We start from the raw sequence: 16,493 nt of genomic DNA, 5'->3' as shown, positions 1-16,493 counted from the left end.
ATGCAACCAAAGAGGGTGTCATGGACGGCGGGAAACTTCTGGGACGTTTGCTGACCTCGTCAGCGCTATGGCGGGTCGAAGCTCCGATGGCGCCGGATGGTGCCGGGTCCGCAGGTCATCAGCCCGCGCGTCCGGTCCGGCCGGCACGGCTCGCTGGTCTCACGGTCCTCGAACCGCGCGTCCTGTTCGACGCGGCCCTGGGGGACACGCTGGACCAGGCGGCCGATTCGGTGAACACCGATGATATCCAGCCGGTGCCACTCTACGACGATGTGCTGATCGCCGCGCTCGTCGGTCCCGGCACGCCTGATCTTCCGCCACCGCCTGTATCCATTGCCTTCGTGGACGCGCAGGTGGAGGGCTATGGGCAGATCATCGCCGAACTTCCCGTCAATGCCGAGGTGCATCTCCTCACGGCCGAGGCGGATGGATTGTCGCAGATGGCGCAGGTCCTGTCGGGGCGCAGCAACATCGCTGCCGTTCACATCATTTCCCATGGCACGGCCGGCAGCCTGACGCTGGGATCAGCGACACTCACCGCCGAGACCATGAGCGGCGAACATGCCGATGAGCTGTCGGTGATCGCGGCATCGCTGTCTCCTGATGCTGACATCATGATCTATGGTTGCGACTTCGGTGCAGGTGAGCAGGGCGTGGAAGCCGTGAACCTGCTGGCAGCTCTCACGGGCGCAGATGTTGCGGCATCGTCCGACGACACCGGCGCCGCCGTGCAGGGCGGTGACTGGGACCTCGAAGAAACCGTGGGCGTCATTGACACGGCCAGCCTTGCCGCCCCTGGGTGGGACGGGCTCCTTACGAAGTCGGTGATCAATGCAGCGGGCGGCGCATTGGCCGACGGTTCGGATGGCCTGCGCATCCATGTGATGACCAACGGCCAGTACCAGATCACCTATCACGGCGCGAATCAGCTCTATAACGCGACGCTTGCCGATACGTCGGTCAACATCTTCAACGGCATCTACATGGCCGTGGGTTCGACTGTGGTGGGGCCGGGCACCACCTCAGGCGGCGCGGAGGCCAACGCGCCGGGTCAGATCGCGGGCGACGTCACGTTCCGTGAATTGTCGCAAACATCCACGGGTGCGGGTTCCGCAACCAATCCCTACCGCGTGACCACGTCGCTATACTACAACGCGGGCGGCACGACCGCCTATGAAGCGGCGAGCGACTACAAGGTCGATGTCGTCACGGAATATGTCTATCCCAACGGCTACATGACGCTGAACGTCACCGTCACGCCGCCACCCAGCAACGCGCAGCCCATCAAGATCTACCACTCGCTCGATACCTTCCTTGCAGGCGGCGACAATGGTCCGGCCTTCTCGTTGCCGCAGAATCTTGCGTCCACCAACAACACCACGGGCAATCCCTCTCTCGTGGCCGTGCGCAAGGACCCCGGTGGCCCCAATGACAGCTTCGTGGGCTTTGCCGAAGCACAGGGCGGGCGCGAGTTCGATTACTGGTACTCGGCAGCCTATGACGGCACCAATCTCTATGCGGCCGGCATGAACAACGGTGGCGACATCATCAATACGTGGAACACCAATGCCGCGACGGACAACGGCGTGGCCGTGCAGTTCACGCTGGGCGCCGTCAATACAGTCCAGACCTGGAGCTACCTCGTCTCGTTCACCAGCGAGGCGACGATTGACCTGGATGCCGACAACTCTTCGGGCGCGACCGGCAGCGCCTATCAGGCCACGTACAACATGGGCTCCGGCGCCACCATTCCCGTCGTGGATACGGATGCCCACATCGCCAACGTCACGGGCGACATCCAGCAGGTGCGCGCCACACTCAGCAACGCACAGGCGGGCGACAGCCTGACCATCAACGCGGGTGCCTTGCCGGTGGGCGTGCAGATTGTTTCACAAACCGGCAGCCAGATCGTTCTCGGCGCGGTCGGCGTGCCGCAGACGGAGGCGACGTTCGACCTGGCTCTGCATGCACTCGGGTTCACCACGTCAAGCAGCAGTCTCTCCGCCCGCACGGTCAATTTCGCCGTCACCAATGAACTGGGAGTTGAGGGCTTTGCCAGCGCCTCCACCATCGGCATCAACCAACCGCCCGCTGCCCATGCCGACGTTATCTACGGTGATCCGGCAACATTGCTGACCGGCAATCTCTTTGCCAACAACGGCAACGGTGCGGATGCAGACCCGGAGGCTGATCCCTTCGCGATCACGGCCATCAATGGCGCGGCCTTCACAGTCGGCGTGCCCATCACGCTGAGCCACGGCACGCTGACCATCACCAACGCCGCCACGGGTGCCTTCACCTTCCTGGCGAGCAACAGCTCCGTGGCCGACCAGCCCTTCACCTACACCATCACGGACTCCGACGGCGGCACCTCCACGGCAACCGTCAACCTCAATCCCGACGCCGATGGTGACGGTGTCAGCAACGCCGTGGACATCGACGACGACAACGACGGCATTCTCGACACGACCGAGCAGATTCCGTTCGGTCCGGAACTTGTGGTCAACGGCTCGGTGAGTTCCACTGCCAGCTGGGCCAGTACACGGCCGGCGACGGCAGGCCTCAACACGGGTGTGATCACGGAAATAGGTGATACGGACGGCACGGGGCCGCTCGGCACGACCATCTACAACACCACGCCCATCCACATCATCAACGGCGCAACATACGACTTTTCGTTCCTCGCCGCCCAAAGCTCGGGCAATGCCATTCTGGCAAATGCCCATTGGGTCCTCTTCGACGTTGCCACTCCGGCCATCAACCAGACCATCGGGCCCATGATGTCGACAGGCGGCAGCGGCACTGCGACTGGCACCCTGCTGCCTTTCACGTGGACGCCCTACAACAGCAGCCTGACGGCGAGTTTGCCGACAGGGGACTACCGGCTTGCCTTGGTCTGGGACGTGGGCGGCACGGGTGCTGCGCGTGACATTCTGATTGACGATGTTTCGCTCCGGCAAACCAACCTCGTGCGCGATACGGATGCGGATGGCATTTCTGACCATCTCGACATCGACAGCGACAACGATGGCATCACCGACAACGTGGAGGCGCAGGCGACGGCTGGTTACCTGGCGCCATCGGGCACCGACACCGATCACGACGGCCTCGACAACGCCTATGACGCAACAACAAGTGCCGGGGCAGGCGGCTCGAATGGGCTTTCCCCCGTCAACACCGATGGGGCGGACACCCCCGACTACATCGACTCCGACAGCGACAACCAAGGGGCGGCGGATATCGTCGAGCGTGGCGACGGCCAGGCGACGTCCATCACATCCACAACCGATACCGATGGCGATGGCCTGCTGGACATCTTCGAGGGTTCGGACGCCAATGACGGCTTTGACGTCAACGACCAGAATCTGAACGGTGCCATCTTCACGCTTGCCGACAGCGACAACGATACGGCCGCGACTGGCGCCGGTGCCGTGCCGCTGACCTCCGATCTCGACTACCGCGACAACATCACGCCACCGAACCTGCCGCCGGTCGTTGATCTTGACGGCGCCTTGCCACTCTCCAACGGCACGTTACCTGCAACGCCGCCGGACAATGCCTGGCAAGTGGCACTTTATGGCGGGCATTTCGGTGTACCCGGTTCGATCAATCCCACCTCCGTTGCCGAGAACGGTGCGCCTGGCGTGCCCACGCTGCACGGCGTTGGCTACGCGCCGCAGGGCTCGATCACCTTCAACGACCCGAACATTCCAATCACGGACAATCCGAGGGACAGCCTGATCGCTTCCGGGTTCAGCTATGCCGCAAATCCCGTGAACGGCGACTACACACCCGGCAATGGCGTGTGGGCCATGGTCATGAGCCGCACGCTGACGCAGGATGCGACAATCGTTGTGGGTGCGCCCGGGCAATATTTCGACGACCACGCCGAACTCTTCATCAACGGTGTCAAGGTCGACACGATCATCGGCTGGTATCCGAGCCTGCCTGCAAGCGAAGTCATCAGCTACGCGGCTTCCGCGGGCGACGTTGTGGAAATCCGGCTCACCAACGTGAATGGACTCGGCGGCTTCAACGTGTCGCTCAATACGGCCGAGCAACCGAACGACCTGGACTACAGTGCCACATTCACGGAAGGCGGCACGCCCGTTGCCGTGACGCTTCAGACACGCGCAATTGTCGCGGATGCCGAGAACGCCATCACCTCGCTTTCCATCGCGGCGGCAGGGATCATGAACGGCGCAGCCGAACACGTCACCATTGCCGGCCAGGATTTTGACCTCGCCACCACCGCGAGCCACGCCGTAACTGTGGGCGGAACCGCGCTTGCCATTTCCTATGATGCCGCGACGCAGGCCTTCACGGTCCAGAATGCAGCGGGGGCATCCTTGCCCATGGAGCTGGCGGACCTTGATGCAATGCTCCGCAGCATCACCTATGAGAACACCTCCGAAGGTGCGACCGCTGGCGACCGCACACTCACCTTCACGGTCACCGACGCGGGTGGACTGACATCTGCGCCCGCAGTGTCCACCATCACCGTCATTCCGGTGAACGACGGTCCGGTGGCAGTGGCAGACAGCATTGTGACGCTGGAGGACAGCTTTGCCGTCATTGATGTCACTGCCAATGACGTTGACCTTGATGGTGATGTGCTCACCGTCACGGAAATCAATGGCCAGGCCATCTCCATTGGCGGGCCTGCCGTTGCGGTTGCCCATGGCGGCGTCACGCTCGACGCTGCGGGCAGGGTGGTTTTCACGCCGTCGATGGACTACTTCGGCACCACCACGTTCGCCTGCACCATCGATGACGGACATGGCGGCACGGCCACGGCAGGCGTCATCGCCGATGTGCAGCCGGTCAACGATGCTCCTGTTGCGATCATCAACCAGATCGGAACCGGCGATCTCATTGTTGTCGACAGCGCCGTGCCGGATGCGGCCGGACTGATCGCGGCGCTTCCTCCGGATGCAACGGTCATTGTCATTCCCACGGGTGTGGACGGTGTGGAATACCTGGCGCAGGCACTGACCGCGTTCAGTGATATTCCTGCCCTCCACGTCCTCAGCCATGGTGATACGGGTGCGCTGCACCTCGGCACGAGCAGGCTCGATGTGGCGAGCATTTCCTCCACCTATCAGGACCTTCTCGCACGAATCGGCACGCACATGTCAGCGGCAGGTGACATCCTCGTCTATGGCTGCAACTTCGGCCAGAACGATGCAGCAGTCGCGGCGATGGCGGCGGCGACGCAGGCCGACATCGCTGCCTCGACGGACAACACCGGCGGTGCAGCGGGCGACAACTGGCTTCTGGAGAAAGTCTCCGGCGCCGTGGAGTCGACTGCAATCGCGGCACCCGCGTGGGGCGGCGAGTTGACGTTGAAGAATACCGGCGCGTGGACAGTCGCGGGCAACACCGCCACGGAGAGTTCCACCGGCATCACCACCACCATCACCTTCGCACCGGTCAGCGGCAACGCGGCCTTCAACACCATCAGCGCCCAGACCTTCAACACCATCAACGCCTTCAATGCGGCGTCGGTGCAGGGTGCAGCCTCCCTCGGCTTCGTCTTCGTCTGGGACAACACGCCGGAAGGTCCTGTCTCTGCGGCGTCAACCGATGCCGGCACGGGCACGGTCACGATCACCTTCTCGAAACCTGTGACCGACCCCATCATCAACATCGACCGGGTCGGGGGATTGGGCGGAAGCAGCACCAATTCCTCGCTGTGGACCGTAACCACGCCGGGCGCCACCCTTAGCAAGGTCTCCGGCAGCTCATCGCTCAATGTGACAGCGACGCAGTTCAACCGCACGGTTGGCGGCACATCGGTGAATACGGAATCGAGCCTCACCGACGGGACGGGAACCGCCGCTGGCTCCATCCGCGTCAATGGCACCTATTCGACGCTCACATTCTCACTCACCGGAACGGGCGTGGAGGGTGCAGGTTCGGACGGTGTGGAGATCGGGCTCACCCTCAACGTGAACCAGACGCCGAGCGCTTCGGCCACCACCTATACCACCGCGGAAGATACGCCCAAGGCCCTGACGGGCGTGAGCTTCGGGGACGTGGATGCGGCCGCCGGCAATGTCACGGTCACGCTCTCGGTCCTGCATGGCACACTCGACATCAACACGTCCGTGGGCGGTGGCGTCACGGCCGGGCAGGTGACCGGCGACAACTCCGGCACGATCACCATCACCGCACCGCTCAGCGCGATCAACGCAACGCTCGCCAATGCGTCAGGTCTGCTCTACACGCCGACGCTCAACTATACCGGCAGCGACACGCTCACCGCCGCCATCAATGACAATGGAAACACCGGGGCAGGCGGACCGCTTTCGGCCGCCACCACGGCGCCCATCGTCATCACGCCGGTGAACGACGCACCCATCGATGGCAATGAGGCCGCGACGGTGACCGAAGATCAGACGCTGACAGTTGCGGCCCTGTCCGGACTTCTGGCCAACACCACGGATGTGGATGGCGGCACGGCTTCGGTCACGCAATTCGTCATCAGCGGCACGACCCATCCCGTCAGCAGCGGCAGCCCCGGTGTGGCCGTGTTGCCGGAAGGCACACTGACGATCAGGGCGGACGGTTCCTACACCTTCGCGCCGGCTTCAAATTACGCCGGAGCACTTCCGCTCGTCACCTATATGGTGGCGGATGGCGCGGGTGGCACGGCGACCTCCACGCTCACCCTTTCCATGCAGGCGGTCAATGATCCGCCACTCATCGATCTCGACGGCAACAACTCATCGGGCGCCACCAACGCGGACTATGTCGCCACCTACATCGAGAATGCGCCCGGAATTGCCATCGCCGATGGTGCGGACCTCATCATCTCCGACGTGGACAATGCCATCGTCGAGATGACCGTGACACTGACCGATGGGAAGGTGGGCGATACCTTCAACTTCCCGTCGTCACTGCCGGGTGGCGTAACCGCCTCCATCGTGCCCGCTGCAACACTCACCACTGCCGGACCACTCACCGTCACCTTCACGGGCTCTCCCACAACAACAGCTGCGGACTGGCAGGCGATTCTGGCTTCCGTGACGCTTCTCCCGTCCACCAACAACGTCAACAACCCCGATCCGGCAGACCGTCACATCACCGTACAGGTATCGGACGACAGCAGCGCCACGTCCAACATCGCTGCATCGACAATCCATGTGGTGCCGCAGAACGACCCGCCGACACTTGACCTCGACGACGACAACTCGGGCGGCATCAACGCCGGCAACGTGCTGGTGCAATACACCGAGAATGCTGCCGCGACCCCGCTGAACAGCATCATCGTCACCAGCGATCTTGACGACACGAACTACGAGTCGGCCACGGTTGTTCACACCAATCCGCAGCCGGGCGACCAGATCTCCGTCAATGGCGTCATTGTCTCGGACGGAAGCAGCGGCACCGTCGCCGGCATTGCCTACATCGTGACGACGAATATCTCCGGCCAACTGGTCATTTCCTTCTCGGGAACCGCAACGCTTGCGAACTACAAGACAGCGTTGGAATCCGTTTCCTTCGCCAACAGCAGCGACAACCCCGCAACCGTTCAGCGCGACATCACCTTCCAGGTCAACGATGGGCTCGACAATTCGCCGCTCCGCCATGCCTATGTGAACGTGACGGCGGTCAATGACCCGCCGGTGGGCTCTCCGATCCCGCAGCAGGCCGGAGCGGATGCCGCGGCGCTGACCCCGCTCGACGCGGCGAGCTACTTCACCGATCCCGACAACGCGACGCTCACCTACAGCCTCGCACCCGGCGCACCCGCCTGGCTGTCGATCAATCCCGCAACGGGTGTCATCAGCGGCACGCCCCCGCACGATGCCAGCACCACGACCAACGGCAGCACGCCGGGCGTCTGGGATGTGACCGTGATCGCCAGTGATGGCGGCACACCCAATCTGTCGGGAAGCGTTGCCCTCTCCTACGCCATCACCAACCCGTCGCCGGTCGCGCAAGATGATGAGTTCTCAGTCACGGAGGGCACGGTTCTCCCGGCTCAGAATGTCTTTGCCGCCAATGGCAGCGGCCTCGATGCCGATCCCGATGGCGACACATTCAGCGTTTCAGCTGTAGGCGGGTTGGCAGGCCAGGTGGGGACGCCCACAGCCGGCAGCGCCGGAGGCCTGTTCACCATTGCGTCGGACGGAACCGTCACCTTCACCGAGAGCGGCCAGTTCGAAGACCTGGCTACCGGCGAGACACGCGACACCACAATCACCTATGAGATCACCGACAGTGATGGTGGCACATCGACGGCGACCGTGACGATCACCGTCACCGGCACCAACGACCAGCCAACCGTGACGGCAGCGCTGGCCAATGTGGCAGGCGCGGATGCAGGCGTTGTTGCCGGCATCGATGTGTCCGGCACTTTCTCTGATGCCGACTCAAGCGATGTGTTGGCCTATTCTGCAACGGGGTTGCCGGCTGGACTGAGCATCGATCCGGCAACTGGCATCATCTCCGGCACCATCGCTCCGTCCGCTTCGCAGAATGGCAATACCGGCGCGCCGGATGCCGGTGTCTATGCCGTTGTTGTCACGGCCAGCGATGGCCACGGCGGCATCATCTCGGACAACTTTACTTATACCATCAGCAACCCGCCGCCGGTGGCGCAGGACGATACGTTCTCAGGCGATGAGAACACCGTCGCCACGGGCGGCAACGTTCTCGCCAGCAACGGCAGTGGCCCCGACAGTGATCCGGATGGCGATGCGCTTCATGTCGGCGACGTAGACGGCTCACCCGCTGACGTGGGCGTTCCCGTCGCAGGCTCGAGCGGCGGATTTTTCACCATCGCGAGCGATGGCAGCCTGACCTTCGATCCCAATGGTGACTTCGAAAGCCTCGCGGCGGGCGAGAGCGTCACGACCTCCGTGTCCTATCAGGTGAGCGACAATGAAGGTGGCATCAGCACCGCTACCGTCACCTACACCGTGACGGGCGTCAATGACGCGCCTATGCCGCTGAACCCGCTCGACCCCGGCACACCGCCAGCGGATCCGAATGCCTTCATCCCGCAGCAGGCGGGAAATGACGGTGCGGCCGCAACGCCGCTCGATGTCTCGCTGTATGCCCACGATCCCGATGCCAGCGACACACTCACCTTCAGCCTCAATCCCGCGGAGCTGCCTCCCGGATTGACCTTCGACGGAACGACGGTCACCGGAACCTACGACGCCGCTGCCTCGCAGGGCGGTCCTGCGGGCGATGGAGTGTACCCCGTCACACTCACGGTCAGTGATGGCCACGGCGGCAGCTTCATGACCGTCATCGTCTTCACCGTCGGCAACCCTCCGCCCGTCGCACAGGATGATGCGGTGAGTGCGGGTGAAGACACAAGCTTTACCGGCAGCGTCTTCGCCAACAACGGAAGTGGCGTGGACTCAGACCCGGATAGCGATGCATTCACCGTCACGGCCGTGGGCGGAAATGCTGTTGGCGTGGGGACGGCAGTTCCCGGAACCGGTGGCGGCCTTTTCACCGTCGCGGCGAATGGCGATTTCACCTTCGATCCGGGTACCGATTTCAACGGATTGGACATCGGAGAAACCGCGCAGTCCACAGTAACCTACACGATCACGGACGCCGAAGGCGCTACCTCCACCGCAACCGTGACCGTGTCCATCGTCGGAGCCAACGACACCCCCGTGGTCATTGACCCGTCCAACCCGGGCACGCCGGACAATCCGGCCCCGGCTGCTGATCCGCTGAACATCATCCCGGATGTGGCGGCGACCGACGGGGCGACGCCGGCTCCCGTCGATGTGGGCAGCTTCCTGGCCGATCCCGATGGCGAGCCCCTGAGCTTCACGGCGACGGGGCTTCCACCCGGCATGGTGATCGATCCCGCGACCGGCATCATCAGCGGCACGCTTCCCGCCGATGCCTCGCAGGCCGGACCCTACACCGTGACGGTCACGGCGACGGACCCGGATGGCGCCTCGGTGCAGACCACCGTCACCTACACCGTCAGCAACCTGCCGCCGCTGGCTGTCGATGACACGGCGTCCGTTGGCGAGGACTCTGCGAATGTGAGCGGCAACGTCATCACCGGGGCAGGGGCGGACGCCGACACCGCTCCCGATGCCGATCCGCTCACCGTGGCGGCGGCGGTTCAGGGTGCATCTCCGGTCACCATCGGCACGCCCTTCACCACCAGTGGCGGCGGTGTCCTCACCCTCAATGCCGACGGGTCCTACAGCTTCGTTCCGGGCACGGCCTACAACGGCCTCGATGCGGGCGAGACGGCGACCGAGACCATCACCTACACGATCGATGACGGCAATGGCGGCACCGCTACCGCGACGCTGGTCATCACGGTTGCGGGAGCCAACGACACCCCCGTGGTCATTGACCCGTCCAACCCGGGCACGCCGGACAATCCGGTTCCGGCTGCTGATCCGCTGAACATCATCCCGGATGTGGCGGCGACCGACGGGGCGACGCCGGCTCCCGTCGATGTGGGCAGCTTCCTGGCCGATCCCGATGGCGAGCCCCTGAGCTTCACGGCGACGGGCCTGCCACCCGGCATGGTGATCGATCCCGCGACCGGCATCATCAGCGGCACGCTTCCCGCCGATGCCTCGCAGGCCGGACCCTACACCGTGACGGTCACGGCGACGGACCCGGATGGCGCCTCGGTGCAGACCACCGTCACCTACACCGTCAGCAACCTGCCGCCGCTGGCTGTCGATGACACGGCGTCCGTTGGCGAGGACTCTGCGAATGTGAGCGGCAACGTCATCACCGGGGCAGGGGCGGACGCCGACACCGCTCCCGATGCCGATCCGCTCACCGTGGCAGCGGCGGTTCAGGGTGCATCTCCGGTCACCATCGGCACGCCCTTCACCACGGCAGGCGGCGGTGTCCTCACCCTCAATGCCGACGGGTCCTACAGCTTCGTTCCGGGCACGGCCTACAACGGCCTCGATGCGGGCGAGACGGCGACCGAGACCATCACCTACACGATCGATGACGGCAATGGCGGCACCGCTACCGCGACGCTGGTCATCACGGTTGCGGGAGCCAACGACACCCCCGTGGTCATTGACCCGTCCAACCCGGGCACGCCGGACAATCCGGTTCCGGCTGCTGATCCGCTGAACATCATCCCGGATGTGGCGGCGACCGACGGGGCGACGCCGGCTCCCGTCGATGTGGGCAGCTTCCTGGCCGATCCCGATGGCGAGCCCCTGAGCTTCACGGCGACGGGGCTTCCACCCGGCATGGTGATCGATCCCGCGACCGGCATCATCAGCGGCACGCTTCCCGCCGATGCCTCGCAGGCCGGACCCTACACCGTGACGGTCACGGCGACGGACCCGGATGGCGCCTCGGTGCAGACCACCGTCACCTACACCGTCAGCAACCTGCCGCCGCTGGCTGTCGATGACACGGCGTCCGTTGGCGAGGACTCTGCGAATGTGAGCGGCAACGTCATCACCGGGGCAGGGGCGGACGCCGACACCGCTCCCGATGCCGATCCGCTCACCGTGGCAGCGGCGGTTCAGGGTGCATCTCCGGTCACCATCGGCACGCCCTTCACCACGGCAGGCGGCGGTGTCCTCACCCTCAATGCCGACGGGTCCTACAGCTTCGTTCCGGGCACGGCCTACAACGGCCTCGATGCGGGCGAGACGGCGACCGAGACCATCACCTACACGATCGATGACGGCAATGGCGGCACCGCTACCGCGACGCTGGTCATCACGGTTGCGGGAGCCAACGACACCCCCGTGGTCATTGACCCGTCCAACCCGGGCACGCCGGACAATCCGGTCCCCGCCGCTGATCCGCTGAACATCATCCCGGATGTGGCGGCGACCGACGGGGCGACGCCGGCTCCCGTCGATGTGGGCAGCTTCCTGGCCGATCCCGATGGCGAGCCCCTGAGCTTCACGGCGACGGGGCTTCCACCCGGCATGGTGATCGATCCCGCGACCGGCATCATCAGCGGCACGCTTCCCGCCGATGCCTCGCAGGCCGGACCCTACACCGTGACGGTCACGGCGACGGACCCGGATGGCGCCTCGGTGCAGACCACCGTCACCTACACCGTCAGCAACCTGCCGCCGCTGGCTGTCGATGACACGGCGTCCGTTGGCGAGGACTCTGCGAATGTGAGCGGCAACGTCATCACCGGGGCAGGGGCGGACGCCGACACCGCTCCCGATGCCGATCCGCTCACCGTGGCAGCGGCGGTTCAGGGTGCATCTCCGGTCACCATCGGCACGCCCTTCACCACGGCAGGCGGCGGTGTCCTCACCCTCAATGCCGACGGGTCCTACAGCTTCGTTCCGGGCACGGCCTACAACGGCCTCGATGCGGGCGAGACGGCGACCGAGACCATCACCTACACGATCGATGACGGCAATGGCGGCACCGCTACCGCGACGCTGGTCATCACGGTTGCGGGAGCCAACGACACCCCCGTGGTCATTGACCCGTCCAACCCGGGCACGCCGGACAATCCGGTTCCGGCTGCTGATCCGCTGAACATCATCCCGGATGTGGCGGCGACCGACGGGGCGACGCCGGCTCCCGTCGATGTGGGCAGCTTCCTGGCCGATCCCGATGGCGAGCCCCTGAGCTTCACGGCGACGGGGCTTCCACCCGGCATGGTGATCGATCCCGCGACCGGCATCATCAGCGGCACGCTTCCCGCCGATGCCTCGCAGGCCGGACCCTACACCGTGACGGTCACGGCGACGGACCCGGATGGCGCCTCGGTGCAGACCACCGTCACCTACACCGTCAGCAACCTGCCGCCGCTGGCTGTCGATGACTCCTCGACCAACACCGAAGACACGCCGCAATCCGGCAATGTGCTGACGGATCCAGCCACGGGTGATGCCGACACGGGCCCCGACTCAGACCCGTTGTTTGTCACCATGCTTAACGGCCAGCCTGTCGGCGCGGTCACGCCCGCGACCATCGTGCTCACCCATGGCACCTTGGTGATGCAGGCGAACGGCACGTGGTCGTTCCAACCCAACAGCACTGCAAACACACTCGCGGTGGGTGAGGTGGTCATCGAGACAGTCACCTATACGGTCTCGGATGGCAATGGTGGCACGGACACGGCGACGCTCGATATCGAAATCACCGGCGTGAATGATGCGCCCGTCACACTCGCACCCGCAGCCGATCAGGCCGCCAACGAGGGTGACAGCGTGACCACGCCCGTGGCACAGCTGTTCGGCGATCCCGACAGCAGCGACACGCTGACCTTCTCGGCGACGGGGCTTCCTGCCGGGCTTGTGATTGATCCGGCCACCGGCGTCATCAGCGGCACGGTTGCGCTGGGAGCCTCCGCAGATGGTCCCTACACGGTGACCATCACGGCCGATGATGGTCACGGTGGAACGGCATCGCTCACCTTCGCGTGGGAAGTGATCATGCCGGCTGCGCCAATGCCGGGCCCGTCACCGTCGCCGGAGCAATTGCCACCGATCGACGCGGGCAGGACTGCTCCCGCCGATATCGTGATATCAGAAATGGTGAATGATCTCGGCGACCTCCATGGCACGCCAGACCTGGGCCACGATGTCATCCTCAACGCCGTCGAAGGACTTGCGTCACTGAACAGCGCGGCAGACCTTGGCCGCGGTGACGACATCATCGGCCGGCTCGTGGAGTGGGCCCAGCGCCAGGGCCGCAGGGCAAGCTGGATGCACCAGTTGCTCGATGACCTCGCCGTTCATCCCTACATCGGCGACAGCATTTCGCTGGCTCTCTCGCTTGCCGATCATCCCATGCTGACAGTGAAGACGCTGATCAAGAATGATGCACTCTTCGTCGGTATCGACAAGCTGGATCACGGCGTGACGGTGACGGGCATCACGGGTCCGCACGGTGAAGCGCTTCCCGACACTGTGGCCGTGATTGATTCGCAGACGCTCGTGGTGAACATCCGGCCAGACCGCCAGCCGCTGCAGCTGATGATCCATGCCAGCGACGGCACGGGCCGCAGCCTGCGGTGGCCGATCATGGTCAATCCCACTTCGTCGGAAGCGGAGCCTGACGCCGGAAGCGGTGACCATATCTCCGCCCTGATCGAGGACATGCGGATGCAGATCGCCCGCATCGCGCGGCACGAGGGGCCACCTGTCGAGATGGCGCTCGCCGCGGAGTGAGTGATGTTTTCGCATGTCCTGCAACACAATCCAGAGTTTAAAACAATGAACAAACACATCCCTGAGCGGCAGCGCTCCATCGCCCATCCCATCTTGCCCTTGGCAATGCTTCTCACCGCCAGCCTGCTTGCGGGCTGCTCGGTGAAGCCGCAACTGATCGGCAGTGACGAGATGAACGGCTTCGTCACCACAAATGCCGAGCAACTGGTGGCGAACCAGGAACCGGTGTCGGGGGCCATCGGACTCTATGAGGCCATGGCCCGGGCGCTGAAGTACAATCTCGACCATCGCGTCGAGATGATGAACGTGGCGCTTGCTGCGCGTGTGGCGGACGTGAAATCCGCCGCCATGCTGCCGCAGGTGGTCGCGGCCTCGGGATACAATGGCCGCGACCCATCGGCGGGGGGCTATTCGCGGTCGCTCACCACGGGCGTGAAATCCGCCGATGCCACGACCTCTCTCGAACGCAATACGCTGGCGGCGGATGTCACTGCATCGTGGAACGTGCTTGATTTCGGCCTCTCCTATGTGCGGGCCAAGCAGGCAAGCAATGAGGCGCTGATTGCCGAAGAGCGGCGGCGCAAGATCGTCAACCGCATTGTCGAGGACGTGCGCACGGCCTACTGGCGCGCGGTCACGGCGGAACATCTGCTTGGCGGCCTGCAATCGCTGGAGGGCAGGGTGGATCACGCGCTCTCCAATTCGCGCTCGCTGGCGCGGGAAGGGGCGCTTTCGCCGCTCACTGCGCTCACCTACCAGCGCGAACTGGTGGACATCCGCAAGCAGATTCACGAACTGGAACTGGAACTGAAGACGGCCAAGATCCAGCTTGCGGCACTCATGAACATTCCGCCGGGAAGCGCCTTCAAACTGCAGGTGCCGTCGCGCGAACAGACCGCTCTCAAGCTGACGCAGTCCGGCAACCAACTCGTGGAACTGGCGATGACCCACAGGCCGGAACTGCGCGAGGCCCTGCTGAAGGCCCGCATCAGCAAACAGGAGGCCGATGCGGCGTTGCTGCAATTGCTTCCGGGCATCCAGGTGTTTGGCGGCGCCAACTGGGACTCGAATGACCTTCTTTTCCATTCCAACTGGCTGGCGTGGGGTGCCAAGGCGAGCTGGAACGTGATGCGCGTGTTCTCCTATCCGGCCATCAAGAAGGAAAACGAGGCACGCGATGATGTGGAACGCACGCAGGCGCTGGCGCTCACCATGGCGGTATTCACGCAGGTGCATGCGGCGCGCGCCCGTTACGCCCAGCAATCGCTGATCCTCAAGGATGCCAGCGACTACCTCGCGGTGCAGCAGCGCATTCTCTCGCAGGTGCGCGCCTCCGCTGCCGAGGATGCAACGAGCGAGCAGGCCCTCATCCGCGAAGAGATGAACACACTTGTTGCTTCGGTGAAGCGCGACATTGCCCACGCCGACCTGCAGAACGCATTCGCCAACATCTACGCGACAGTCGGTATCGATCCCTACGGCGAGAATGTCACGGGAGGAGAAAACGTGAAGACCCTCGCGGCGCACTTGCGCGGGGTGTGGCTGGAACGCGGCGACAGGTCTGGCGGCTGAGGGCATGATCATGGGGTGGGGAGAGATCATGAAGACGTCACTGGTTGCGCTGTTGTTCGCAGGCGCTTTGCCTGCGGCCGCAGGGGCGCAGGAGGCAACGGCGCGCGGCGTCGTGACGGCGCTGACGGAGGCGACGATCGCGGTGGACTATACGGCGCGCGTTTCAAAGCTGCCGAAACTTGAAGGCGAGATGTTTGCAAAGGGCGACACGTTGATCGTGTTCGACTGCCGCAAATATGCTGCCGAGGTGACGGCTGCCCGGGCGCAGGCCAGGGCGCGCGAACTGGTGATGGTCAACAACCGGCGGCTTCTCGCCAAGGGCGCCATGGGTGCAAACGAGGTGCGCGTATCGGAAGCCGAATACGAGCAGGCGCGGGCCGAGGCGCAGGCCTTGCAGGCGCGCACGGGCAGTTGCGACTTCAAGGCGCCGTTCGACGGCCGTCTGGTGGAGCGCATCGTGCAGGAACACGAAAGCCCCGCGCCCAACCAGCCCCTCATCAGGATTGTCGACATGACGCGGCTCGAAATCGAGACGATCATTCCTTCCAAATGGCTGACGCGGGTGAAGGCCGGCGACAGCTTCACGTTCACCGTGGACGAGACGGGTGAAACGCTTGCGGCCGAAGTGGTGCGGATGGGCGCCACTGTCGATCCCGTGAGCCAGACCATCAAGGCCTTCGGCATTCTCAAAGACCCCGGATTTTCAGTTCTGCCTGGCATGAGTGGGACGGCAACGTTCCACGCGGCTGGCAGCTGAGGCCGGGTGCGCTCGCTCTCTCCCCAGTAAAG

At 64.3% G+C, this 16,493-nt stretch carries 3 protein-coding genes; all 3 read left to right on the top strand.

The features are described from left to right. Nucleotides 1–20 precede the first annotated feature (20 nt). The 3 genes from IPM06_00130 (at nucleotide 21) to IPM06_00120 (ending at nucleotide 16,461) form a co-directional block, all read left to right on the top strand. Nucleotides 21–14,132 carry a tandem-95 repeat protein gene (locus IPM06_00130; protein ID MBK8768818.1) on the top strand — a complete coding sequence of 4,704 codons (14,112 nt, stop codon included), beginning with the start codon at nucleotides 21–23 and terminating at the stop codon, nucleotides 14,130–14,132. Nucleotides 14,133–14,387: 255 nt separating this feature from the next. Beyond that, nucleotides 14,388–15,704, top strand: coding sequence for a TolC family protein (locus IPM06_00125; GenBank protein ID MBK8768817.1), 1,317 nt, complete (start codon nucleotides 14,388–14,390; stop codon nucleotides 15,702–15,704). Nucleotides 15,705–15,732: 28 nt separating this feature from the next. After that, nucleotides 15,733–16,461, top strand: coding sequence for an efflux RND transporter periplasmic adaptor subunit (locus IPM06_00120; protein MBK8768816.1), 729 nt, complete (start codon nucleotides 15,733–15,735; stop codon nucleotides 16,459–16,461). Nucleotides 16,462–16,493: the final 32 nt, after the last annotated feature.

Source organism: Hyphomicrobiales bacterium (assembly GCA_016710435.1).
Lineage (GTDB): Bacteria > Pseudomonadota > Alphaproteobacteria > Rhizobiales > Aestuariivirgaceae > Aestuariivirga.
The sequence above is the reverse complement of the archived record's forward strand: the minus strand, read 5'-3'. Positions and strand labels throughout refer to the sequence as shown.